Source organism: Streptomyces sp. SAS_270 (assembly GCF_052543295.1).
The window spans coordinates 1-23140 of record NZ_JBMNDS010000019.1 but is presented as its reverse complement, the minus strand read 5'-3'; the positions used below and the strand labels follow the sequence as shown (position 1 = coordinate 23140).

Sequence of the window (23140 nt, the reverse complement as noted above, 5' to 3'; positions counted from 1 at the left end):
CCCCGGACTGCTGATCGCAGCCCGCATGAGCCCGTACGGGTGACGCCGGCGTCCCGCGGGGCATCGCGCGCCGCGCGATCGTCCCGGCGCCCGGCACGTCGGCGCCCGGCGTTGCGTCGTACGCCGCGTGATCACCCCAGCGCCCGGCACACGCCCGCGCACACGCCCAGGGCTCGCGACAGACAGACGGCGTGCGGTGACGAGCGACGCCGTCCTGGCAGGGGGGACAGCGGGCGAGCGCCGGTGCCTGGCGTACGTCGGCCTGCATGCCGCCCGGTGGGACGGGCACCCCGACCCGGTGGGACCGGCACGCCGACCGAAGACGGCGGCACCCGGCGTCCGCACGGCCGGAAGGTGTTTCTGGCGGCCACGGGACCGGTATCCGCACCGGCGACGAGTCCCACGCCGCCGTCGCGCACCCGCCCGCCAACACCCCTTTCCTGCCGATATGTTCACCCGTTGACGGTAAACGCCACTTGGCGCCCCCTGGAGCCTCCCCACCGGCTGCTTGACAGTTCAACCCTCTTCATGGAGTACTGCGAAGGCGACCCAAAGCGGACAAGTCGGGGGTGAGTCTCCTGCTGGAGTTGCGCTACCCCAGTGTGACCGAAATCGTCTCGTCCGCCCGGGCGTTGGCGGCCCATCGCCCCGCGCTGTGCAGCCTCAGGCAAGTCGGCGTCTCCCGGGGCGGCAGACCCCTTCACCTGCTGTCCGTCGGTCACGCACGGCGCGCGGTGCTCGTCGTGGCGGGTGCGCACGCGAACGAACCGACCGGGGGTTCGACCCTGCTGTCCCTGGCCGAACGCGTACTGCACGAGCGGGAGTTGAGGGCCGGCACATCATGGCACTTCCTGCTCTGCGCGGACCCGGACGGGGCGAGCCTGCATGTGACGCCCGCGCCGCGCACCCTGCTCGACTACCACCTCGGTTTCTTCCGCCCCGCCGGTCCCGAGCAGCCGGAGTGGTCCCCCTCCGTCCTGCCGCCCGACCGGCTGCCGCCGGAGACCCGCGCCCTCACCCGGGTGATCGACGAGGTGAGGCCCTATCTCCAGGTGACCCTGCACGGCACCGATCTGGGCGGCAGCTGGGTGCAGTTGACCAAGGACATCCCGGGGCTCGCCGAGCCGTTCGCCAAGTCCGCGGCGGAGTTGCACATCCCGGTGGAGACCGGCGCCTCCGACGCCGCGGGCTGGCCCGCGTCCGGGCCCGGGGTGCATGTGATGCCGGCGCCGGGCTCGGGCACGGCGTACCCGAGCATGCCCGACGACGCACGGCACAGCACGTGGTACCACGCGCACCGGTACGGCGGCCTGACCGCGGTCGTCGAAGTGCCCATGTGGGCCAGCGACCTGGTGGACGATCCGACGCCGCACCCGGACCCGGCGGACGCGTTGCGGCGGCTGGCGCGCCGACTGCTGCGGGACGCGCTCCAGGTGGAGGCCGTCCTCACGGAGGCGATGCCCCGGCTGAGCGGTCCGGACGGTCCGCTGCTGCGGGCCGCCAAGTGGGCGCTGGAGCTGGTGCCGGGCCTGGCCGCCGACTGGATCCGGACGCCTCCCGCAGACACCACGATGGCGTACGTCGGCAGCGTGGACGCGTTCGGCCGCCGGCTCCCGCTGCGGGCCGCCTCGATGCTGCTGCGGGTCCTGCAGGAGGCCGACGACCGTGCGGCGCCGCGTCTGGAGGCGCTCGTCGCCATGTGGTGCGACGCCTTCGCCGAGCGCTTCCGCGCCCGCTGGGTCCCGCTGGAGCACCAGGTCGAGCACCAGTCCCGTACGGTGCTCGCGGCGGCCCGCCACGCACGTGCGGACGCGGCCTAGATCAGTCCGCCGGCGCGAACACCGCCCCGGTCTCGGCACCCAGCACGCAGGAGTTGGCGAAGGTGTGCCGGTACTCGGTCGGGCGGCCGTTCCACTCGCCGTGCGCGGAGGCGGTGACCGGCGCGTAGATCATCGGGCAGAGGACGTCGGCCCGGGGCGGGATCCGGTCGATGCGGCCGTCCGCCGCGTCGAGTTCCTCGCAGGCCTCGGCCGCGCGCACGTGCCCCTGGGGCGGGTCACAGAGGAGCAGCGTGCCGCCGCCCGTGTCGGCGGATCGGGCGTCGCCTCGGGCGACCGTGAGGTAGAGCCAGTTCCCGGGGGCGGCCTCGTGGGGAGCGGCCTGCGCCGGGAGCGCGCATGCCGTGAGCAGGGCCGCCGACGCGAGGAGACCGCCGCGTACCGCTTGAGTGGTTCTTGTCATTCCTGGTGCATCGGCACGGCGGGCTGCGAGCCCCACCCGTTCTCACCCGAACGGGAGCGCACGGGCGCCTGCGAGGCGGCGAGTTCGAACGCGGCGAGCACCACGCGCGCCTGGTATTCGACTTGGCGGACGACCGGGATCCAGCGCGCCCCGTGGCCGTCGCGGTAGTCGGCGCACCACCCGTCGATGAGCCGGTCCAGCTCGGGCAGCACGCCGCCGGGGTCGCGCCCGGAGCCGGTCACCAGCTGACGCAGCAGCCCGGCGGTGCGCAGGGCGACCCGGCGTCCCGCGAGGCTCAGGGAGGTCAGGCGGGCGGTGTCGAGGCGTGGCAGTGGGCGGGAGCCGACGGCGCAGGTGTCGGGGTCCCAGGAATCGGCGAGACCGGGGCCGACCAGTAAATAGTCGTCGACCGGCGCGAGGAGGCAGTCCGTGTCCGGGGAGGCGGCCAGCTGGGGGCGCAGCCGGGCGAGGATGTCCTCAAGGAGGCGTGTGTCGCGGCGCAACGTGCCGCTGACGGCGCGCAGGACCGCGTCGGCGTCGGCGGGCGGCGTGGCGTCCTCGACGGCCGTCACGCCCCACATGGGGGCCTCGACGATCGCGGTCACCGTGCCGTGCCGGTGCGGATGGAACCAGGTGGACTCGACCGCGGCCTCCGTGATCGCGGCGGCCAGGTCGCCGCGGTGCGGCGGGGGAATGCGGTAGACGGCGGGGCCGAGCGCCGGCCAGTACAGCGTGTCGTAGGGACCGAGTTCGCGCGGGATGCCGTGGCGCGCCGCGATCTGGGCGACCCGGTGCGGGAGTCCGGGCAGGTCGCGGGTGAGTTCGACGAAGGCGCCGCCGACGTCGACACCGTGCAGGGAGCACTGGAAGAAGGGCCGCAGCTCGTCCTGGAGGTCGAGGAGGGCGCGGGTCTCGGGCAGGACGGCGCCGTCCGCGCCCTCGGGCAGCCACTCGGGCTGTTCCAGGAAGCCCGGCCGGAAGAAGTGCCTGAAGTAGTGGCCGAGGGTGTACGGGCCGGGCAGCCAGGCCTCGTTGCGGCGGGAGCCGTCGGGGTCGAGGCAGAGCAGCAGGTTCCAGGTGGCGTCCGAGCCCTCGCGGAGCCGGGGGTCGGCCAGCGCCCGCTCGGCCAGCCTCAGCACGGTGGCGCCGCCCACGGGTTCGTTGGCGTGCGGTCCGGCGACGACGAGGGCCTGGCGGCTGCCGTGCCCGACGGACAGGAGCCAGAGCGGATTGCCTGCCCGGGAGGTACCCACGCGGCGCAGTCGGGCGTCCCGCGGGTGGCGGGCGACGAGCGCGGCCGCGCGGGCGCCCAGCTCGTCCACGGTCGGGTAGCGCGGAAGTGGCGGCAGGGGACACCTCCACTGTGCGATGCCGTCGGTTCACCTGGTGTGCATGGTGTAGGCACAGTCAGTCACGGCTCAAGGGGTACGTCAACACTGTGGAAGGCAAGGGAAGTTGAGCATGAGCCCAGAGTGAATCCCAGGCCAGAGCTCTGCGGGACGCGGGGGCCCTGGGGCACCGGGGCGTCGAACGCTCAGCCGGCAGCCAGCCGGAACGACATCCGCCCGAAGCCGACCATGTCGCCGTCGCGGACGACGGCCGCGCCGATCACACGCCGCCCGTTGACGGTCGTGCCATTGGTCGAGCCGAGGTCGCGCAGCACCCACAGACCGCCGTAGCGGCTCAGTTCGGCGTGCACCCGGGACACCGTCTCGTGGCTGAGCCGCAGCCCGTTCGCGGGATCGCGGCCGATGCGCAGCGGGTAGGGACTGCCCGGGTTGGGCAGCAGCAGCTTGGGCAGCCGCTCGGCCTGCCAGGCCCTGCGCAGCCGCACGGTGAAGCCGGAGACCGCCTCGACGGTGCCGAACACCAGCTTCGACCACCGGTTCTCGGTGGGCAGGTCGGCGGTGAGCGCGGCGAGTTCGTCGGACCTGCGGGCGGTGAGGGCCAGCTCCATACGGCGGACGAACGTGTCGTGCGAGAGGCGGCCGAGGGCGACGCCGTCACGGAGCACCTTCAGCGCCCGGTCGCGCTCCGCGTCGGACAGCCGCGCGGGGTACGTGTGGAACTCGAAGGACGACGTCACGGTCGTGATTGTCGGTCAGCGAAGGCGGGGTGTCCAGAAAACGGGGAAACGACCACTGCGGCCGACAGGGTCGTTCCGTGCGGCAGAAGGGCGGCAAAAGGGTGGATCCGAAAGCGAATTGATCTCGTTTGACGCACCATGGACGGGCTGCGCCACAGTGAGCAGCATGGAGCGACGAGTGGGCAACAGCGGACAAGCGAACAGGTGAGCTGACAAGGGGGAACCGTCTGTGCGGTTCGATGTGTGGGCACCGCAGGCCGACCGGATGACGCTCCACTGCGAGGGCGGCGCGCGGGCACTGGAGCGCGATCCGGAGCGCGCCGGGTGGTGGACGGGCGAGGCCGACGCGCGGGACGGCACGCGGTACGGGTTCGCGGTGGACGACGGGCCGGTGCTGCCCGATCCCCGCTCGCGCCGTCAGCCGGACGGCCCCGACGGGCTGAGCGCGGTGGTCGACCAGGGACGGTACGACTGGCGTGCCGAGTGGCCCGGGCGCCCGCTGCCGGGCGCGGTCCTGTACGAGCTGCACGTGGGGACGTACACCCCCGAGGGGACGCTCGGCGCGGCCGCCGGGCGGCTGGAGCACCTCGCGCGACTGGGCGTCACCCACGTCGAGTTGATGCCGCTGTGCCCGTTCCCCGGACGGCACGGATGGGGGTACGAGGGCGTCTCGCTGTGGGCGGTGCACGAGCCCTACGGCGGCCCCGAGGCGCTGAAGCGCTTTGTCGACCGGGCGCACGAACTCGGTCTGGGCGTCGTCCTGGACGTGGTGCACAACCACCTCGGCCCGTCCGGGAACCACCTGCCCGCGTTCGGGCCGTACTTCACGGACACCCACCACACGCCCTGGGGCTCCGCGGTGAACCTGGACGCGCCCGGCTCGGACGAGGTGCGCGCGTATCTCGTCGGCAGCGCGCTGGCGTGGCTGCGGGACTACCGGCTCGACGGGCTGCGTCTGGACGCGGTGCACGCGCTGATGGACACGCGCGCGTGCCACTTCCTGGAGGAGCTGTCGACGGCCGTGGACGGCCTCGCCGCCGACCTGGGGCGCCCTCTCTTCCTGGTCGCCGAGTCGGACCTGAACGACCCGCGGCTCGTGACGCCGCGCAAGGAGGGCGGCCTCGGACTGCACGCCCAGTGGAACGACGACTTCCACCACGCGCTGCACACCGCGCTGACCGGTGAGGCGCAGGGCTACTACGCGGACTTCGCCCGGGCTCCTGTCGCGGCGCTCGCGAAATCGCTGACCTCGGGCTTCTTCCACGACGGCACGTATTCGAGCTTCCGCGGGCGCCACCACGGGCGCCCCCTGGACCGTACGCGCGTCTCCGCGCACCGGCTGCTGGGCTACGCGCAGACCCACGACCAGGTCGGCAACCGCGCGCAGGGCGACCGGCTCTCGGCGTCCCTCTCCCCCGGGCTGCTGGCCTGCGCCGCCGCGCTGGTGCTGACGGCGCCGTTCACGCCGATGCTCTTCATGGGCGAGGAGTGGGCCGCGGGCACGCCCTGGCAGTTCTTCACCGACCACACCGATCCGGAGCTGGCGGAGGCCGTACGGCGGGGCAGGCGGCGGGAGTTCGCGGCGCACGGCTGGGCCGAGGAGGATGTACCGGACCCGCAGGACCCGGCGACCCGGGAGCGCTCCTGTCTCGACTGGTCGGAGCCGGCGCCCGGCGCGGAAAACGGGCTCCACGCGCGCGTGCTGGACTGGTACCGCGATCTGATCGCGCTGCGGCACAGCCAGCGGGACCTGTCGGACCCCGATCTCGCGGCTGTCAAGGTCGCCCACGACGAGGGGGCGCGCTGGATCGCGTTCCGGCGCGGGGACGTCCAGGTGGCCGTGAACCTCGGCAAGGACGCGGCGGCGATCCCGCTGGGCATCCGCAACGCGCGCGTGCTGGCCGCGTGGGAGCCGGTGGAGCGACCGGGCGCCGACGGGCTGCTGCACCTGCCGGGCGAGTCGTGCGTGGTGCTGGCGCAGGCTTGAGCTCCCGGGACGCCTCGGCTCGTGCGGGTCAGTCGTCGCCCGGAAGTTCGGTGACACGTTCGAGGAGGATCGCCTCCCAAGCGCGGCGGAGCTGGACGCGCAGGAGCGGCACGGGGCCCGTGTCGCCGCCCCGCAGCCCGTCGGCGAGGCGGATCAGGATGTCGCAGCGCGACAGCCACAGGCCGCGCAGACAGGGGCGGGCGCCGTAGCCGGCGAGGGTCGCGGCGCGTACGGCGGCGGGGGCGCCGACGGCGATCGCGAGCCCGGCGATGTCCTCGGCGGGGTCACCGAGGACCGCGTCGCTCCAGTCGAGGACGCCGCGCACCCGGCCGTCGCCGCTGACCACGAGGTGCTCGCCCCTGAGGGCATGGTGCACCAGGACCGCGCCCTGGGACTGGGCCGCGAGCTGGACCGCCGCGGGGGCGGTGAGCTGCGCGAGCCGGGCGGGGTCGAACTCGTCGGCGGCGGCGAGCCGCCGGGCGGCGTCCGCGGCGGCGGCCCGCAGCGTCTCCAGGGAGCGCGGTGCGGCGCGCGGAACGCCGAGCGGCTCCGCCTGGCGTACGGCCACCTCGCGCAGGCCCGTGAGCAGCCCCGCCAGATCGTTCTCGCCGAGCGCCGAGACGTCCGGTGCTTCGCCGGTGGTGCCGGGCAGCCGGGTGTCCAGGGTGTAGCCCAGCCCGCTCGCCCACTCGCCGTGCGCGACGCTCACCGGGACGGCGACCCCGACGTGCGGCCGGACCAGATCGCGCAGCCGCAGCTCACGGCGCAGTCGCACGGAGGCGTCACGGTCGGGCGCGAGGCGCAGCACATGGCGGGTGCCGACCCACCAGCTGGAGTGCGCGCCGCCCTCGCCCACGGGCCGCACGTCGGGTCCGGCGCCCGACGCCCCGCTGCCGGGGAGGAGGGACAGGACCAGCCGGCGGACGGTGTCCGCTGTCGGTGTCGGTGCCTGGGTCATGATCGCGCCGTTGTCGTCCGGGGGCGTGGGCGGGGCTCTCGCCGGGTGGTCGGTGGGTACACGTCGCTCGGGTGGGCCGGGTCAGTCGACGATCACCAGCTCGCGGGAGGTGGTGTTGAGGCGACGGCCGCCGTCCGCGGTCACCGTCACGATGTCCTCGATGCGCACCCCGAAACGGCCCGGCAGATACACGCCGGGCTCCACGGAGAAGCACATCCCGGGCACCAGGGGCATTTCCTCGCCCTCGATCATGTACGGCGGCTCGTGCGTGGTGACGCCGATGCCGTGTCCGGTGCGGTGGATGAAGTACTCGCCGTATCCGGCGTCGGCGATGACCGCGCGGGCCGCCCGGTCGACCTCCTGGCAGGCGACGCCCGGCCGCACCGCCGCCACGCCGGCCTCCTGGGCGGCGCGTACGAGATCGTGCACCTTGCGTTCCTCGGCGTCCGGTTCGCCGACGTGGACCGTGCGGGAGGTGTCGGAGCCGTAGCCGTGCTTCAGGCCGCCGAAGTCGAGGACGACCATGTCGCCGTGCCCGATGGTGCGCTCACCGGCCTCGTGGTGCGGGTTGGCGCCGTTCGGGCCCGAGGCGACGATCGTGAAGTCGACCTGTGTGTGCCCGAACTGCCGCAGCAGGTCGGCCAGATCGGCGGCGACCTCGGCCTCCCTGCGGCCGGCGAAGGGAACCTTCCGGATCTCCTCGAACGTTGCGTCCGCGGCTGCTCCCGCTGCCGCCAACCGGTCCAGTTCCGCCTGGTCCTTGACGGCCCGCAGCATCGGCAGGGCCTCGGTGAGAGCGACGTGGCCGGTGTCCGGGCGGCGCTTTCTGAGGCCGAGCAGGTGCAGGGCCCAGGCGTTGTCGCTGATCCCGTAACGGCCGCTGTCCCGCATCAGCGAGACGGCTGCCTCGTAGGGGTCCTTGCCGTCGGTCCAGTCGCGGAGCGTCAGCGCGGGAGCGCCGGCGGACGCGGCCGCATCGGGCGCCTCCAGGGTGGGCACGACCAGGACGGGGTCCTGTCCGGGCCGCAGCACCAGCAGGGTGAGCCGCTCGGTCTCCACGGGCCGATAGCCCGTCAGCCACACCAGATCCGGCCCGGGCGCGACCAGAACGCCGTCGAGCCCGGCGTCCGCGGCGGCATCCGCCGCGCGCCGCATACGGGCCGCGTAGTCACCGGCCGTGAAGGGCGCGGGCGTGCTGGTCATCCATACCTCCGTCTGTCCGGAGTTCCCCGGGAGCCTTCGGGCAGCATCCTGCCCCTCCGCACAGGCGTGCGCGAGCCGATTGCGGCCGTTGAACCGGCCGAACCTAATGATTCGGTGCCGCTGAACCATTAGCACTAATGATTTGATGCTCGCACCCCATTAGTGCGGGACGTCCAGCGGCGGCTGACGAGCCACTTCGGAGTCGCCTGCCGCCAGGTCTCCGCCCCCGGGGCATGCCGCTACGTCGCGATCCCGGGCACGACGGACAGTTGCTGCCGGTTGCCGTTCGCGTGGCGGACGCTCAGGGCTACGGAGGTCCCGGGGCGGGCGTCGGCGACCGCTCGCGCGAGATCGGCGGCCGAGTCCACGCGGGTGCCGCCGAGGGCGAGCAGGACGTCACCGCGGACGACGCCCGCGCTGTAGCCGGGGCCCGGGACACGGACGCCGATGAGGAGCGCGCCCTTGCCGCTCGGGGCGTCCACCACCTCGACGCCGAGCGTGGCCCCGGCACCTGCCCCCGCGGCTTCCTTCGAACGCATCCCTGTCGGGGTCGAACTCCCACCGCCGGACCCCGACCTGGTGGCGGAGGAAGGCTGCGGTAGTGCGCCTCCCGGCGGCGCGGACCGGCCCGCCTGCTGCTGCAGGTCGGCGAGCTTGCTCATGCCGATCACCGTGGCCCCCACCGTGCCGAGCCCCACACCCGACAGGACCAGCACCGTCCCGACGAAAAGGCCGAACAGCAGGGTCGTGAGCCGCCTGCCGCGCCGCCGGGCGGCGTGCGGGCGCCGGGACGCGCTGCCCCCTCTGCGCCCGTCACCCGGTTCCTGCCCCGGCATCGGCTTGGGACGCAACGCAGTCTGTTCCATGGTTCGCCTCCGGATCGCCCCCGGCAGATGCTCTACCCGGCGCTCCGGCGCGCGACGATCCACGAACGAGTGAGACTGACACGTGCGTTCGGCCAGGTGGGGGCGCGTGCGTGAAGTGCGCTGCCGCCGGGCTCGCGCCCGCGCCCGATCCTCCGGGAGCGGGCGCGCGCCCCACGCGGACCGGCCGGAATCCGGATACGGAAGTGGGAAGTCCTGTTGTCGGTGGCGGCTGTTACGTTCTGCGGCATGACCGACCGCGCCCTTCAGCTGCTCCGCCGCCACACCCACCTGGCCGAACTGGCCGCGTTCCCCTTCGACTTCGACCTGGAGCGAGCGGACCACGTGGAGCCGGTCCGGCTCGCCTCGGGCGGCCCGCTCCAGCCGGTCGCGGGGGACGACACGGGCGGTACGTACTTCGTGTGCGGGGACGGTTCCGTGCTGTACGCCGACTCCGAGGGATCGGCCGGGATCATCGGAAACAGCGTCGACGAGGCGCTGGAGACGATCATCGGGCTGCCGGGATGGCGCGACCATGTCGGCCTCTCGCCGCAGGACGGCGAGGAGCGGATCCTCGCGCAGGTCACCGAGACGGAGGAGGAGATCCGCGAGGACTACGGCATCGACGCCGAGCGCGCCGAACTGCGCACCGCGCTGGGCTTCCCCGAGCGCTCCCCGGTGGAGCTGGTCGGCATGCTGCACGCCGCGCTGCAGCGCACCGAGCCCGACTTCCTCCTCCTCAACGGCGAGGAGGGATGCGCGTACGCGCTGCTCGACCGCCTCCCCCGGCCGCCGCTCCAGGAGGTGGTCATCGCCGAGGGCCGCGCCGATCTGGCCCGCCTGCGCCGCGAGGACGCACACACGGCGTGGGACGAGGTGGCCGGGGACGCCGGGCGCCGCGCGCTCGCCCTGCGCGCCGCCCAGTACGACCGCAGGGATACCGACCTGCCGCTGCTGCGCCATCTGCTCCGCCGCGAGACCGAGGCATCCATGACGGACGAACTGCGCCTCGGCGCCGTCCTGGTGGGGCTGCACGGCCTGGCCGAGGACCTGCCGCTGCTCTTCGAGGTCCGCGAGACGACGTACGACACATGGTGCGGGCTCGCCGGCATGCCGGAACCGGGTGCGAGCGGGGAGGAGCTGCGGGAGTGGGCGCGCGGCCTCGACGACTCGCTCTTCGGCACCGACCCCTCGGACGAGCCGGCGTCCACCTGGACCGATCTCGCGAGCGGGCGTGGCATGGCCGAGCATGTCCGCGTCGCCCTGATCCGCACGCTGGACGAGATCGACCTGCGCGCCTTCGTGAGCGCCCGGGACGGCAAGGCGCCGGACAGGTCGGACTCGTACGAACTTGCTTATCTGGCCCAGGAGTTCGAGGACCTGGGTGACACCTTCCAGGCACTGCGGGCCCATCGGCTGTACGTGCCGCTGACGTCCACCGCCTCGGACCGCGCCTCGGCGCTTCTGCGGCTCTCCCGGCTGGAGAGGGAGGCCGGTCGGCTGCCGGCCGCCGTCAGCGCGCTGGGGCAGCTGCGCGACACCCTCGCCCGGCCCGCCGACGACACCGTGGCGCACTGGCGTGGCACGAACCTGGGCGCGTTCGTCGTCGACGAGCACCATGAAGTGGCGAGCGCGGCCGCGGGCGATCCGGCTCTCGCCGCGGCGGGCCGCGAGGTCACCGAGGCCGCCTCGGCGCTCCTGGCGGAGCTGTCGGAGGCGGCCCGCCGGGCCGTCAGAGCGCCATCGACACCGTCTGCCGGCTGAGGGGCGGCACGGGCACCTGGTCGGGTACGAAACCGTGGGCGCGCCGGGCCAGGTCCGCCGCGCCGTAACGGTGGCAGTCCTGATGCCACTTCAGGATTCCTGACAACCAGTTCTGCAGCTCCACGACATAGCCGTCCATGATCTCGCGCACCTCCCGCGAGAGCTTGAGGTCGTCGTACAGAATGGGCAGTTCATGGGCGGCGACATGCTCGAACTGCCGCATGCGCTGGGTCATGAGGTCGTGGACGATGCCGAGTGCGGTGGGGTAGTCGCAGCCGAAGAAGTTCTGCACGACGAGGATGCCGTTGTGCACCTCGCCCTCGTACTCGATCTCCTTCTGGTACGAGAACACGTCGTTCAGCAGGCACGCGTAGTCCATGGCCGCGTTCTCCAACGACCGTACGGGACCACTGCGGTAGACCTCCGGCGGGACCTCGGGGCCGTGGCCGCCCATACGGCACAGGCTCATGGTGAGCTCGGAGCCGAAGGTGGCGCGGCGCATCTCCATGTAGTCGACTGGATCCGGGATGCGGTTCTGGATCTGGTTGAACAGCTCCCACACCCAGCTCTCCGTCATCACGTCCACCGCGGCCCGGAACGTACGCCGCTGGTCCGTGGTCATCGCCGCCGTCGTACGGGTCCACAGGTCGATCAGCCCGCGTTCCATGCCGTTGACCGGGACCACGGGCTCCTCGCCGTCGACCGGCATACAGGCCGACAGTCGCTCGGTGCACAGCTTGGCGGCCGCCAGATCGCGGCGGTGCCCGAAGACCACCGGGTAGTAGTCGTCGCCGTAGGTGCCCCAGGCAAGCCACTGGGAGCTGAGGTCGAGTTCGTCGGGCGTGGCGTCCGGGTCGAGGCCCGCCGAGCACAGCGGCAGGTCGTAGGCCAGCAGCTTGTCCTCGTCCCAGACGCCCTCCTGGAGCATGCCCATGCCGTGCATCCAAGGGGTGAGCCGCTGCCGGGCGCCTTCCAGGTGCGGGCTGACCGACACCTCGAACGGCATGTAGAAGGGCGGGAGTTGGGAGGGGCCGACCTTCTGGAAGGGCATGTGCGTGTAGGCGCGCAGCCGCTCGGCCCCGGCGTCGGCGAGCAGCCCCCGCATGTCGGTGGCGGACGTGCCGAAGACGCCGATCCCGAAGGGCCGCTCCGCGGACAGGGCGCCCTCGTTCATGTAGCGGCTGGAGCGCAGGTGCCATTCGTGGCCGCCCGACTGCCAGTCCTGCAGCCCCTGCGCATACGCGGCGACCGCAGCGACCTCGACAGGGGTGAGCCCCTCCTCCAGGGCCAGCGCGGGCACTTCGGTGAACGCCGTGTGCTCGAACTGGTGCAGCCGTGACGTGAGGATGTCGTTGACGGTCTCGGCGGCCTCCTGGGTGGAGCAGCCGAAGAAGGTCTCCAGGACGAGGACGCCATTGCTGAGCTCGCCCTCGTCCTCGACCTCGCGCTGGTAGGAGAACAGGTCGTTGCGCAGGTGCACACCGTCGGAGAACGTCTCCATCAGCACCCGCAGCGGCCTGGACTCGGCCACGGCGGCGGGCACTTCGGACGTCGCGTACTCCACGAGCCCCGCCGACCAGGGGGCGCCGCCCACCTTGCGGCGCATCTCGATGTACTCGACGGGGTTGGCGACGCGCCCTTCGTTGATGTTGGACAGCTCCCACAGCGACTCGTTGAGGAGGTGCTCGGTGGAGACGGCGAACCGTCTGCGCCAGTTGGCCGACATCGACGGCACGGTGCGCGCCCAGAGGTCGGCGAGCCCCGCCTCGACGGGATTCTCCGGCTCCGGTACGGGAGTTGCGAGGTCGAGCGGCATGAACAGCGGGAGCCGGTCCAGGTACGCCTTGCCGCCCTCGCGGTCCTGGCTGCGTTTGAAGGTCTCCAGGAAGTGGTCGTCGAAGAAGAACACCCAGACGTACCAGTCGGTGATCAAAGAGAGCGCGGGCCCGTCGCAGTCGGGGTGCGTGTACGCGCACAGCAGCCCGTAGTCGTGCGCGTCGAGGTCGGACTGTGCCCAGATTCCGGAGCCCTCCAGCATGCCCATCCCGCGCGCCCAGTCGGAGGAATGGGCGCGGGCCTCGTCGAGGTGCGGGTTCAGCCGGGCGTGATACGGCATGTAGAAGCGCGGGAGTTGGAACGGCTGCGTCATGGGCGGGCCCTACCCGGGGCCTTCGGAGGCCATCCGCCGCACCGGACATGATCACACCATCGCGTGAACCACGGACGAAACCGCCCGATTCCCCAGGTCTTGTGACGTTGACTTCCGCGCTCGCAGACTACGGGGGTTCACGCGTCCCCCACTTCCCCGGAGTCCCGATGACCCCCTCCAGAGTCCCGAAGAGCATGAGCCCCGCCAGGTCGGACCACCGCGTGGTGTGGCCGGCGTGAACGGTCCGCAGGCCGCGTCCACCGTGCCCGTTCCCGATGTCTTCGACCCGCGGCGGTACGCCGACGGCGTGCCCCATGCCGCGTACCGCACCCTGCGCGACCACCATCCGGTGGCCTGGCAGGAGGAGACCGAGGTGCTGGGGTGGCCCGCGGGTCCCGGGTTCTGGGCGGTGACCCGGCACACGGATGTCGTGCGCGTCCTGAAGGACCCGGTGAGCTACTCCTCGTGTCTCGGGGCGACCCAGATCCGCGATCCGGACCCGGACGACCTGCCGTTCATCCGGCGCATGATGCTCAACCAGGATCCGCCGGACCACGGCCGGTTGAGGCGTGCGGTCAGCCGTGCGTTCACGCCGCGCCGCATCGAGCGGTTCGAGTCGGTCGCGCGGGAACGGGCGCGCACCCTGCTGGCGGCGGCCGTCGACGAGGCCCGCGCGGGCGACGGCACCTTCGACCTCGTCACCGCGGTCACCGACGACTACGCCCTGCTCAACCTCTCGGACCTGCTCGGCGTACCGGAGTGCGACCGGGGGCTGCTGCTGCACTGGACGCAGCGCGTCATCGGCTACCAGGATCCCGACGAGGCGGGCCCACCGGTCCTGGACGCGGACGGGGGGCCGGTCAATCCGCGCTCACCGGCCATGCTGCGGGACATGTTCGCCTACGCCCGGCAGCTGGCGTCCCACAAGCGGCTGCACCCCGGCGACGACGTGCTGACCACGCTCGCGGCCGACGCCGAACTCGACCCGGCCGAGCTGGAGATGTTCTTCTTCCTTCTCACGGTCGCGGGCAACGACACGGTACGCAGCGCGGCACCCGGCGGCCTGCTCGCACTCGCCGAACACCCGGACGAGTACCGGAGCTTGCGCGAGGGCGAGGTTCAACTCTCCACAGCTGTCGAGGAGTTGCTCCGGTGGCATCCGCCGGTGCTCACCTTCCGCCGTACGGCGGCCGTGGACACCGAGCTGGCCGGGCAGCCGATCCGGGCGGGCGACAAGGTGGTCGTCTTCCACGCCTCGGCCAACCACGACGAGCGCGTGTTCGCCGATCCGCACCGGCTCGACCTGTCCCGGACGCCGAACCCGCACGTCTCCTTCGGGGACGGCCCGCATGTCTGCCTGGGCGCCCACTTCGCCCGTCTGCAACTGCGCGTGCTGTACGAGGAGGTGCTGCGCGCACTGCCGTCACTGCGCCCCGCCGGGCCTGCCCGCCGCCTTGTCTCCAACTTCATCAACGGCATCAAGTCGCTGCCACTGGAGGTCAGTTGACCTGGATGAGGGCATGCGTGCCGCTCACCCGCCAGCGCTGTTCCTCAGCGGCGACGAGCGCGGCCTCGGTGTGCGCGTCGAGGCCGACGATCACATCGGACTTGAGGGTGCGCAGGGCCGCGACCGGGCCCGGGAAGTACGCGGTGACCGCCGCGAAGGCAGTGGTGGGCGGACGGAGGCGATCGCCCACCAGGCGGCGGTAGTTGAGGTCGCCCTTCACAAGGGTGACGTCGGCCTCGGCGAACTCCCGGCGCAGGTCCTCGGGCATGTCGGCGTACGGCAGCGGGGCGCAGGAGAAGGGGTGGGCCCGTACCGTGAGGCGGCCGTCGGCCATCGCGGACCAGAGGCGGCGGCCGGACTCGGCGGCAGCGCCCTGCGCGGAGGTCAGGCGGCGCAGTGCGTCGACGACGTCCGCGGTCGTGGCGTCGGAGACGTAGTACGGGTACGGCTTCACGTGCAGGACGGCCCGCTCGGCGCGGCGGTGGCGCAGGAGATGGTCGATGAGGAGCAGGTCGGGGATGAGTTCGCGCCCGGCGTTGTCCGCGACCAGGCAGACGGTGCCGCCGGTGAACAGCGGCCACAGCAAGGCGCTGTCGTCCGCGACGAGTTGCCCGGCGGCCGCGGCGCCACCGGTTCCCGCGAGGCTGAAGCCGAGGTCCGCCCGGTTGCCCCACAGCGCTCCGTGCAGCAGCGCCTGCCCCTGCTCCTCGACGGGCCGGTCCGCCAGCGGGTCGAGCGCGGCGAGCTCCTCGTCCGCCTCCGGGGTCCCCAGTTCCGCGAGCTTGAAGGGACGGAACGGGTCGATGCCGTTCCAGGGGCCGGGAGTGAAGTACCCGACGGCTTCGAGGAGTTGGCGGTAGAAGTAGCTCTCGGACCAGAGGAAGGGCACGTCGAACCAGGAGCGGCCGAAGCGGCCCTGCCCCCAGGTGTCCCACTGCGCCCGGTCCGCCGCCGCGGGGCCCAGCGGTTCGATGACACCCTCGGTGCTGTTCTTCAGCAGGGCGTCGAGCGCGCGGTGCTGCTCGGGGCCGTACGGGAAGGCGCCTTGCACCTTGCGGATGAGCGCCGGATGCCGCTCGGCCAGCACGCTCCAGGGGAACGAGCCCGGTTCGTTGCTGAGGATCACGGGCGCGTCGGCGGGTTCGGGCAGGTCGGCGGGTTCTGGCATGCGGCTCACCGTACCCGGCGAAAACGAAGGGGCCGGCCGGCACACGCGCGCCGGTCGGCCCCTCCCCCCGTGGGCGGTCTCAGAAGGTCAGGTTCCAGCTGTTGATCGTGCCCGTGTCCTGCGCGGCCACGTCCTGGACCTTGAGCTTCCAGGTGCCGTTGGCCGCTTCGCTCGACGCGTCGACGGTGTACGTGGTCTTGACGTCGTCGGCGGAGTCCGAGGTGCTGGACGCCTTGAGACGGTAGGTCGAACCGTCCGGGGCGACCAGGTCGATCACCAGGTCACCGCGGAAGGTGTGGGTGATGTCGACGGCGACCTTGAGGGCCGAGGGCGCGTTGCCGGTGCGGCCGCTGACGGTGATCGGCGACGTGACGGCCGAGCCCGCGTCGGGGACGGCCACGGCCGAGGTGCTGCTGAAGGTGGTGCCGCTCGTGGATCCCCCGGAGCCGCTCACCGCCTGCACCGTCTTGGTCGCGTCGGCGAGACCGGCGCCGCAGCCGCCCGAGCAACTGCCGGGCAGGGCACGGGCATTGGTCTTGATGGCCGACTCGACCTGGGCCGGGGTCAGCGCGGAGTTCGCCGACTTCATCAGCGCGACCAGGCCCGCGATGTGCGGGGTGGCCATGCTGGTGCCCTGGTAGTACTCGTAGGACTCCGAGGACGGCGTCTTCGTACCGGAGTTGAGCGTGGACAGGATGCCGTTGGCGGTGCCGGTGCTCATCTCGCCGCCGGGGGCGGAGATGTCCACGAGGGAACCGTAGTTGGAGTACGAGGCCTTGGCGCCGGTGCGGCCGGTCGCGCCCACCGAGATGACGTTGTTGCAGTTGCCCGGCGAGTGGTTGGAGACGTTGTCGTTCTCGTTGCCGGCCGCTACGACGACCGTGGTGCCGCGGTTCACGGCGGCCGTGATGGCGCTCTGCGTGGCGGACGAGCAGGCGCCGTCGCCGCCCAGGCTCATGTTGATGACCTTGGCGACGTTGGTGTTGGCGGGCACGCCGGAGACGCTGCCGCCGGACGCCCAGGTGATGGCGTCGATGATGTCGGAGTCGTAGCCGCCGCACTTGCCGAGGACACGCAGCGGGGAGATCTTCGCGTTGTACGCGATGCCCGCGACACCCTTGTTGTTGTTGGTGACGGCGGCGATGGTGCCCGCGACGTGGGTGCCGTGCCAGGAGGAGTCGCTGGCCGGGATGTTGGCGCCGCACTCGTTGGCCGCGTAGTAGTCGCCCGGGTCGGCCGGGTTGCTGTCCCGTCCGTCGCCGTCGACGGAGACCGCGGTGTCGGAGATGAAGTCGTAGCCGCCGACGATGTTCGCGGCGACGTCGGAGTGCGTGACGTAGCCGGTGTCGATGACGGCGACGGTCACGCCGCTGCCGGTGGAGGTGGCCCAGGCACCCGGAACGCGCATGCCGGCGGTGGCCTCGAAGAGGTCCCACTGCTTGCTGTACTCGGTGTCGTTCGGGTCCGCCTGCGGCTTGTTGAGGCGGTCCGGTACGACGTAGGCGACCTGCGGGTCGGCCCGGTACTCGGAGATGACGTCGGCGACGTCCGCCGCGGCGAGTTCGTCACCGAGGTCGACGAGCGCGGCGCCGGTGCCGAGGCGGCGCGTGAAGTCGAGGTCCTCGCCCGCCTCCTTGCCCTTGGCCTCGGCGTCGGCGGAGGCGGCCTTGTTGGACTTGGCCGCGGCGGCGCCGGACTTGTAGCCGACGATCAGGCGCTCGGCGGGGGCGGCGGTCGGCTGCGCCGCGGGGGCGGCGGTGCCGTCGGCGGGGGTCTGGGCGACGGCGACGGCGGTGGTCATTCCGGCCATCAGGGTGACCGACAGCGCGGCGACGGATATCAGCTTCCGTCCGGCGCCGCGGGAGGGGGAGGTACGCAAGGGGCTTGGGCCTTTCCCTGGCCTGCTCCGTCCGGGCAGGGCGGGCGCGGAGCAGCGGTCTGATCGCTTCGTCGTCGAAGCGGCGGGGGGTGAAGACGTGGGGAAACAGGTGAGGCAGGTGAAGACGGACAGCTGCGCGGCGGCCGGCCATGCGCGAGCGACGTGTCCAGGGGTTGCCTGTGCGTCGGCTGTGCTCGAACGATAGGCAAAGGCCGGGTAATACGGATACAGGGGAAACCCTCGATCCGGCCGAGAAGCGACCCTATCCGCGACCCGGTTGACCCTCTTCGCACCCTTTGACGGAGGCCCCCTAGGGCTCGCATCTGAACGCACGGCACCTGCTCCCCGTACTCCTCGATGCCACCCCCCACCCCACCGCCGAGGAGTTCCCCGGATGACCGCACATCGCAGGGCCGGCGCGGCCGCGGCCGCCATGGCGGCCCCGCTCCTGCTGACGACGTGGGCCTCGGTGCCGGCCCAGGCCCATGGCGCGCCGACGGATCCGGTCAGCCGGGTGTTCGCCTGCTCCCCGGACGGCGGTGACCGGGCGAGGACCGCGGCCTGCGGGGCGGCGATCGCCGCGAACGGCGCCCCCTTCACGGACTGGGACAACCTCCGGGTCGCCGACGTGGGCGGCCGGGACCGCGAGGTGATCCCCGACGGAAAGCTGTGCAGCGGGGGCCTGCCCGCCTACAAGGGCCTCGACGTCGCCCGCGCCGACTATCCGGCGACGCGGCTGACGCCGGGTGCGGCGTTCACGCTCGCCTACAGCTCGACGATCCCGCACACGGGCACCTTCAAGCTGTATCTGACGAAGCCCGGCTACGACCCGACGCGGCCGCTGACGTGGTCCGAGCTGCCGGCGAAACCGTTCGCGACCGCCACCGATCCGGCTCTGGTCGACGGCGCCTACCGCATCAGGGCGAAGCTGCCGTCCGACCGGACCGGCCGCCAGCTCCTCTACACGATCTGGCAGAACACCAGCACGACGGACACGTACTACTCGTGCTCGGACGTGGCCTTCCCCGACGCCGGGAAGACGAACACCGGAAAGACGGGGGCCGGGACGACCGGGAAGACGGGGTCCGGGACAGGCGGTGCGGACTCCGTCGCCCGCACCAACTCCCCGGCGCCCGCCACGAGTTCGGCGGCCCCGAAGCCGGACACGACCACCGCATCCGCCGAGGCCGGGGCCAAGGCCGGCGCCGGCGCACCGGCGTCGCCCTCCGACGCGCCGCTCCCGGCCGCCGACAGCAGTCCGGACAACAGCTCCCGTGTGTCGCTGGTCGCGGGTGCCGCGGCGGCGGCGCTGATAGTCACCACGGGCGTGGCGGTCACGCTGGGCCGGCGGAGCCGTCGGCCCAGGTGACGCCCCGGGTCGGGGTCAGTTGACGAAGACCGCCGGGCTGCCCTCCTGGCTGGTGTCGACGACCGGGGCGTACTTCGCGGTGAAGTAACCGTTGCTGAAGCAAAGCGTCGAGCCCGAGGTCTTGGTGAAGTGCTGAGCGGCGAAGGCGATGCTGTTGTCGGCGTTGCTCGCCGTGCCGGAGAGGCTGGGCGCCTGGTAGACGCAGTTGATGGTGCCCAGCAGGGTGCGCAGCTTGACGGTGGTCTGGATGGTGGAGCCGGCCGCGGGGGTCACGGTGACGGTGCCGTCGGAGGCCACGGTCGTGGTGTACGGCAGGTTGTCGACCAGGATGCTGGTGACGCCGAGGACGCCGGTGACGTTGCTCGTGCAGCTGCTGCTGCCGAAGGTGTGCCCGGTGAGGGACTCGGTGGCCGTGCCGGGCGCCGCCGGGTTGTCGGTGACGGTGGCGGTGAACGTGGACGAGCTGCAGGAGACGCCGCTCGTGCCGGTGCTGCTGGAGTAGAGCGTGGCCGCGGTGCCACTGGCCAGCGAGGCGTTGAGGACGTCGCCGGTGGCGACGGGGGTTCCGCCGGCGCTTCCGGTGGTGAGCACCGGGGCGTCGTCGGCCGAGGCGGGGACGGCCGCGGACAGCGAGAGCGCCACGGCTGCGCCGGCGAGGGCGAGGAGGGATCGAGTACGCATGGGGGGTGCCTCTTCTCGATGAGGGTGCGGGTGGCCGCCGTCGGCCCGTGACGCCTTCTCCGTGCGGCACGGGCCGACAGCGACTGCCGGGCGACCGGGCACGGTCCAGGGGGAAGGCGACCGTGCCGGTGCCGCGGGGTGGGGATGGTTCATGGAGCGCTGCGCGCATGCCTCAAGGCGGCATGGGGCCCGGGAAGGAATCTGCCGCGCCGCGAACGGCGGAGCTGCGGCAACGGATCCGGCGCCACGGATCCGGGGAAACAAGGGAGAGTTGTAGACCCGTAAAACGCTCAACGTCAAGGCAGGAAAGGGAAGTTGGAGGTGAAAGACTCAATCGGCCACTGGCGCGTTCACGGGTGACACACAATCAACATCCCTTTCCCACAAGTCCCTTGACCCAGGGTGTAACCCCGGGTAACTTCCAGGTCGGCTACTGCGGCGTAACGAGAAAGCCCTTGCACCCGCCGGGAGGTTCGGGGTGGCGTGCGCCGCAGCCGCTGTCCGCGCCAGGACAACGTGCCGTTCGTCCCACCTGCGTTGACTATGCTCAGGGAGCACACATGGCCTCGTCCTCGGACGCCTCGGCGTCCACCCCCGAACAGCCGGAAAGCGGTTCCGCCCTCGCTCAGCCGGAGCCGGAAGTTGCCGGCAGACGCGGGCGGGTCCGCCTGCGCCGCGCCGCGGTGATGGCGGTGCCTGCCACCGCAATCGCCGCCGGGTTGATGATCCTGACCGCCCAGGGGGCCCTGGGTGTGCAGTTCGCGATCTCCGGCATGCCGTTCACGGTCACCGCCACGGAGCTCAACGGCACGGGCTTCGAGCAGTTCGGCGGCCTCGACAGCATGGCCGAGGACAGCCCGAACGCGGGTGACACCGGAGGCCAGGTGCTGATCGTCACCTCCGCGATCAAGAGCGCCACGATCACCAAGCTGTGCCAGAGCGTCGACCTCGGCGGTACGAACCTGGTGATCACCGCGGGCAGCGGCGCCGACAAGGTGCAGGCGACCAACCTCACCACCGACTCGACCGAGATGTCGGGCGACGCGTCCTTCAACAACATCGAGATCGGCAACGACGCGAGCACGCTCGACAAGGCCGGCGTACAGGGCCCCAAGGGTGTCTTCAGCCAGCAGTCCGACACGGTCCGCATCGCGAACCTGCGGCAGACCAACTACGCCACCACAGCGGCGGTGTTCAAGCTTCCCGGCCTCAAGCTCCGCTTCAGCGACCAGGCTTGCTGATGACCTCGTCCCGGATTCCGCGGTCCGTGAGGTCCGGCTTCCGGCAGTGGCGCGCGAACCGCCCCTTCTGGGGCGGGCTGCTGCTCGCCCTGGGCGGGGCGGAGGTGCTGCTCACCGAGAAGGCGTCCGTGAAGGTCATCCTGCACAGCGGTACCGAGGTGCTGGCCGGCTATCTCCTCCCCGTCGTGATGCTGCTCTGCGGCCTGCTGATCCTCTTCAACCCCACCCAGCGGCTCTTCTACTCCCTGGTCGGCATCCTGGTCACCCTCGGCACCTGGGTCACCTCGAACCTGGGCGGCTTCTTCGTCGGCCTCCTCCTCGGGATCACCGGCAGTTGCCTGGCCTTCGGCTGGCTGCCGGACCAGCAGCCGCGGCACGGCCTGCTGGCCCGCCGACGCGAGCGCCGGGCGGCGGCCGAAACGCCCGCCCCGGAGCCCTCCCCCGCCCCCTGACCGCAAGCGTCAACGCTCCCTCCCCGCACGGACGTCGACACCGCACAGCCGCCGCCACGCGCTCTCGCCAGAGCGCCGGGCGGCGGCTAGCGTGGCGTGCCGCAGTGACTGACGACGTGATCCGACGGACGATGTGACGGACTTCGCGACGTGACGCACGACGTGACGTGACGCGACGGAGTACGTGCAGGACATCGACGTACGAGTGCCAGGGAGGCGCCCCGATGGGAAACCCGAGCCCGTTAACGAGCCCGAGCCCCATGGCGATAGACGCGGCCGGCCGTGACATCCACGGCGAGGCCGCCCGTATCCGCGCGAGGGGACCGGTGACGCGCGTCACGCTGCCCGGCGGAGTGGAGGCCTGGGCGGTCAGCAGCCCCGACCTGCTCAAACGACTGCTCGCCGACCCGCGGGTGTCCAAGGACCCGCGACAGCACTGGACGGCCTTCATCAACGGGAAGATCTCCCCCGAGTGGCCGCTGTTCACCTGGGTCGCCGTGCAGAACATGTTCACCGCGTACGGAAGTGACCACCGGCGGCTGCGCATCCTGGTGTCCAAGGCCTTCACCGCCCGCCGCACCGCTGCCCTCCAGCCGCGCATCGAGCAGATCACCGAGGATCTCCTCGACCGCGTCGAGGAGGCCGGGCGCAACGGCGCCGCGGTCGACCTGCGGGAGGAGTTCTGCTACCCGCTGCCCATCCAGGTGATCAGTGAGCTGTTCGGCCTGCCCGAGGAACGCGGCCCGGAACTGCGCCGGTTGGTGGACCGTCTCTTCGACACCTCCGCCGCCGCCGGCGAAATGCTGGCGGCCTACGAGCAGTTGTCCGGCATCCTCGGCGAACTCGTCGCCGCCAAGCGGCTGTCGCCCGGCGACGACCTGGCCTCCGGCCTGCTCACGGCCCGCGACGAGGACGGCCGCACCCATCTGACCGACCAGGAACTGCTCGACACCCTGTTGCTGATGATCAGCGCCGGGCACGAGACCACGGTCAACCTCATCGACAACGCCGTGCACGCGCTCCTCACCCACCCCGAACAGCTCGCCCTGGTACGAGGGGGCCGCGCCTCCTGGGACGACGTGATCGAGGAGTCGCTGCGCCATGACGCCCCGGTCGCCAGCCTGCCGCTGCGCTACGCCGTGGAGGACCTGGACCTCGGCGCACTCGGCGGCCCGGAGGGGATGTCGATCCCCAAGGGCGACGCGCTGCTGGCCGCCTACGCCGCCGCCGGACGCTCCCCGGAGCGGTACGGCGACGACGCCGACCGCTTCGACGTCACCCGCGCCGACAAGGAGCACCTCGCCTTCGGCCACGGCGTTCACCGCTGCCTCGGCGCCCCGCTCGGCCGTCTGGAGGCCCGCATCGCCCTCCCGGCTCTCTTCGACCGTTTCCCGGATCTCCGACCGGCCGTGCCGGAGAGCGAGTTGACCCAGGTGGACTCCTTCATCTCCAACGGCCACCGGTCCCTTCCCGTCCGTATCTGAACCCTGGTCGGGACAAGGGACGTCGGCTGAGCCGGCCTCCACCTACGTACGGCAGCGGGGGGGGGGGGGGGGGGGGGGGGGGGGGGGGGGGGGGGGGGGGGGGGGGGG

The 23140-nt window shown here is 72.2% G+C and carries 18 protein-coding genes; 8 read left to right on the top strand and 10 right to left on the bottom strand.

Annotated features, from left to right (window positions below; translation table 11 throughout):
• Positions 1 to 569: 569 nt before the first annotated feature.
• A complete protein-coding gene (locus tag ACN6LB_RS15575) occupies positions 570 to 1820 on the top strand; it encodes a M14 family zinc carboxypeptidase (protein WP_445026335.1) in 1251 nt (416 codons plus the stop codon).
• 1 nt (position 1821) lies between these two features.
• Here the strand turns inward: ACN6LB_RS15575 and ACN6LB_RS15570 are convergent, their stop codons facing one another.
• From ACN6LB_RS15570 to ACN6LB_RS15560, 3 genes are all read right to left on the bottom strand, one after another.
• Positions 1822 to 2241 carry an SSI family serine proteinase inhibitor gene (locus ACN6LB_RS15570; protein WP_445026334.1) on the bottom strand — a complete coding sequence of 140 codons (420 nt, stop codon included), beginning with the start codon at positions 2239 to 2241 and terminating at the stop codon, positions 1822 to 1824.
• A complete protein-coding gene (locus ACN6LB_RS15565; RefSeq protein WP_445026333.1) occupies positions 2238 to 3563 on the bottom strand; it encodes a M14 family zinc carboxypeptidase in 1326 nt (441 codons plus the stop codon). The genes ACN6LB_RS15570 and ACN6LB_RS15565 overlap by 4 nt, the downstream gene beginning before the upstream one ends.
• 212 nt (positions 3564 to 3775) lie before the next feature.
• Entirely contained in the window at positions 3776 to 4327 is a 552-nt protein-coding gene (locus ACN6LB_RS15560; protein ID WP_445026332.1) for an FHA domain-containing protein, read from the bottom strand.
• A 229-nt stretch (positions 4328 to 4556) separates the two neighbouring features.
• Here ACN6LB_RS15560 and treZ point away from each other — a divergent pair, with 229 nt between their 5' ends.
• Positions 4557 to 6314, top strand: a complete 1758-nt coding sequence (gene treZ / locus ACN6LB_RS15555) for a malto-oligosyltrehalose trehalohydrolase (RefSeq protein WP_445026331.1) — start codon at positions 4557 to 4559, stop codon at positions 6312 to 6314.
• A gap of 28 nt (positions 6315 to 6342) precedes the next feature.
• On the opposite strand, the gene ACN6LB_RS15550 is transcribed toward treZ, so the two are convergent.
• The 3 genes from ACN6LB_RS15550 to ACN6LB_RS15540 form a co-directional block, all read right to left on the bottom strand.
• A complete protein-coding gene (locus ACN6LB_RS15550) occupies positions 6343 to 7272 on the bottom strand; it encodes an aminoglycoside phosphotransferase family protein (RefSeq protein WP_445026330.1) in 930 nt (309 codons plus the stop codon).
• A gap of 81 nt (positions 7273 to 7353) precedes the next feature.
• On the bottom strand, positions 7354 to 8475 hold the full coding sequence (locus ACN6LB_RS15545; RefSeq protein ID WP_445026328.1) for a M24 family metallopeptidase: 1122 nt from the start codon (positions 8473 to 8475) through the stop codon (positions 7354 to 7356).
• 239 nt (positions 8476 to 8714) lie between these two features.
• The gene (locus tag ACN6LB_RS15540; protein WP_445026327.1) at positions 8715 to 9341 is read right to left on the bottom strand and encodes a PDZ domain-containing protein; all 627 of its coding nucleotides are present in this window, start codon (positions 9339 to 9341) and stop codon (positions 8715 to 8717) included.
• 246 nt (positions 9342 to 9587) lie between these two features.
• Here ACN6LB_RS15540 and ACN6LB_RS15535 point away from each other — a divergent pair, with 246 nt between their 5' ends.
• On the top strand, positions 9588 to 11102 hold the full coding sequence (locus tag ACN6LB_RS15535; RefSeq protein WP_445026326.1) for a hypothetical protein: 1515 nt from the start codon (positions 9588 to 9590) through the stop codon (positions 11100 to 11102).
• On the opposite strand, the gene cyc2 is transcribed toward ACN6LB_RS15535, so the two are convergent.
• Positions 11071 to 13251 carry a germacradienol/geosmin synthase Cyc2 gene (cyc2, locus tag ACN6LB_RS15530; RefSeq protein WP_445026325.1) on the bottom strand — a complete coding sequence of 727 codons (2181 nt, stop codon included), beginning with the start codon at positions 13249 to 13251 and terminating at the stop codon, positions 11071 to 11073. The genes ACN6LB_RS15535 and cyc2 overlap by 32 nt on opposite strands.
• A gap of 235 nt (positions 13252 to 13486) precedes the next feature.
• Between cyc2 and ACN6LB_RS15525 the strand changes: the two genes are divergently transcribed.
• Entirely contained in the window at positions 13487 to 14758 is a 1272-nt protein-coding gene (locus ACN6LB_RS15525; protein ID WP_445026324.1) for a cytochrome P450, read from the top strand.
• On the opposite strand, the gene ACN6LB_RS15520 is transcribed toward ACN6LB_RS15525, so the two are convergent.
• Together ACN6LB_RS15520 and ACN6LB_RS15515 are read right to left on the bottom strand one after the other, a co-directional pair.
• Positions 14751 to 15926, bottom strand: a complete 1176-nt coding sequence (locus tag ACN6LB_RS15520) for a damage-control phosphatase ARMT1 family protein (RefSeq protein ID WP_445026323.1) — start codon at positions 15924 to 15926, stop codon at positions 14751 to 14753. The genes ACN6LB_RS15525 and ACN6LB_RS15520 overlap by 8 nt on opposite strands.
• Positions 15927 to 16005: 79 nt before the next feature.
• Positions 16006 to 17805 (bottom strand): S8 family peptidase, encoded by a 1800-nt coding sequence (locus ACN6LB_RS15515; protein WP_445026322.1) that lies wholly within the window; start codon positions 17803 to 17805, stop codon positions 16006 to 16008.
• A gap of 394 nt (positions 17806 to 18199) precedes the next feature.
• On the opposite strand from ACN6LB_RS15515, the gene ACN6LB_RS15510 reads away from it, so the two are divergent.
• Positions 18200 to 19174, top strand: coding sequence for a lytic polysaccharide monooxygenase (locus tag ACN6LB_RS15510; RefSeq protein ID WP_445026321.1), 975 nt, complete (start codon positions 18200 to 18202; stop codon positions 19172 to 19174).
• Positions 19175 to 19189: 15 nt separating this feature from the next.
• On the opposite strand, the gene ACN6LB_RS15505 is transcribed toward ACN6LB_RS15510, so the two are convergent.
• Positions 19190 to 19855, bottom strand: coding sequence for a Tat pathway signal sequence domain protein (locus tag ACN6LB_RS15505; protein WP_356140236.1), 666 nt, complete (start codon positions 19853 to 19855; stop codon positions 19190 to 19192).
• 560 nt (positions 19856 to 20415) lie between these two features.
• Here ACN6LB_RS15505 and ACN6LB_RS15500 point away from each other — a divergent pair.
• The 3 genes from ACN6LB_RS15500 (at position 20416) to ACN6LB_RS15490 (ending at position 23032) form a co-directional block, all read left to right on the top strand.
• Complete coding sequence (locus ACN6LB_RS15500; RefSeq protein ID WP_356149556.1) at positions 20416 to 21096, top strand: DUF6230 family protein; 681 nt, start codon at positions 20416 to 20418, stop codon at positions 21094 to 21096.
• A complete protein-coding gene (locus tag ACN6LB_RS15495; protein WP_445026320.1) occupies positions 21096 to 21548 on the top strand; it encodes a DUF6114 domain-containing protein in 453 nt (150 codons plus the stop codon). Before ACN6LB_RS15500 ends, ACN6LB_RS15495 begins: the two co-directional genes overlap by 1 nt.
• Positions 21549 to 21808: 260 nt before the next feature.
• Positions 21809 to 23032: a cytochrome P450 family protein gene (locus tag ACN6LB_RS15490; RefSeq protein ID WP_445026319.1), complete on the top strand. Its 1224-nt coding sequence runs from the start codon at positions 21809 to 21811 to the stop codon at positions 23030 to 23032.
• The last annotated feature ends 108 nt before the right edge of the window (positions 23033 to 23140 follow it).

Coding starts and splice junctions, on each gene's coding strand:
- ACN6LB_RS15570 (WP_445026334.1), bottom strand. CDS start 2,241: ATGACAAGAACCACTCAAGCGGTACGCGGCGGTCTCCTCGCGTCGGCG.
- ACN6LB_RS15550 (WP_445026330.1), bottom strand. CDS start 7,272: ATGACCCAGGCACCGACACCGACAGCGGACACCGTCCGCCGGCTGGTC.
- ACN6LB_RS15545 (WP_445026328.1), bottom strand. CDS start 8,475: ATGACCAGCACGCCCGCGCCCTTCACGGCCGGTGACTACGCGGCCCGT.
- ACN6LB_RS15540 (WP_445026327.1), bottom strand. CDS start 9,341: ATGGAACAGACTGCGTTGCGTCCCAAGCCGATGCCGGGGCAGGAACCG.
- ACN6LB_RS15535 (WP_445026326.1), top strand. CDS start 9,588: ATGACCGACCGCGCCCTTCAGCTGCTCCGCCGCCACACCCACCTGGCC.
- cyc2 (WP_445026325.1), bottom strand. CDS start 13,251: ATGACGCAGCCGTTCCAACTCCCGCGCTTCTACATGCCGTATCACGCC.
- ACN6LB_RS15520 (WP_445026323.1), bottom strand. CDS start 15,926: ATGCCAGAACCCGCCGACCTGCCCGAACCCGCCGACGCGCCCGTGATC.
- ACN6LB_RS15510 (WP_445026321.1), top strand. CDS start 18,200: ATGACCGCACATCGCAGGGCCGGCGCGGCCGCGGCCGCCATGGCGGCC.
- ACN6LB_RS15505 (WP_356140236.1), bottom strand. CDS start 19,855: ATGCGTACTCGATCCCTCCTCGCCCTCGCCGGCGCAGCCGTGGCGCTC.
- ACN6LB_RS15500 (WP_356149556.1), top strand. CDS start 20,416: ATGGCCTCGTCCTCGGACGCCTCGGCGTCCACCCCCGAACAGCCGGAA.
- ACN6LB_RS15495 (WP_445026320.1), top strand. CDS start 21,096: ATGACCTCGTCCCGGATTCCGCGGTCCGTGAGGTCCGGCTTCCGGCAG.
- ACN6LB_RS15490 (WP_445026319.1), top strand. CDS start 21,809: ATGGCGATAGACGCGGCCGGCCGTGACATCCACGGCGAGGCCGCCCGT.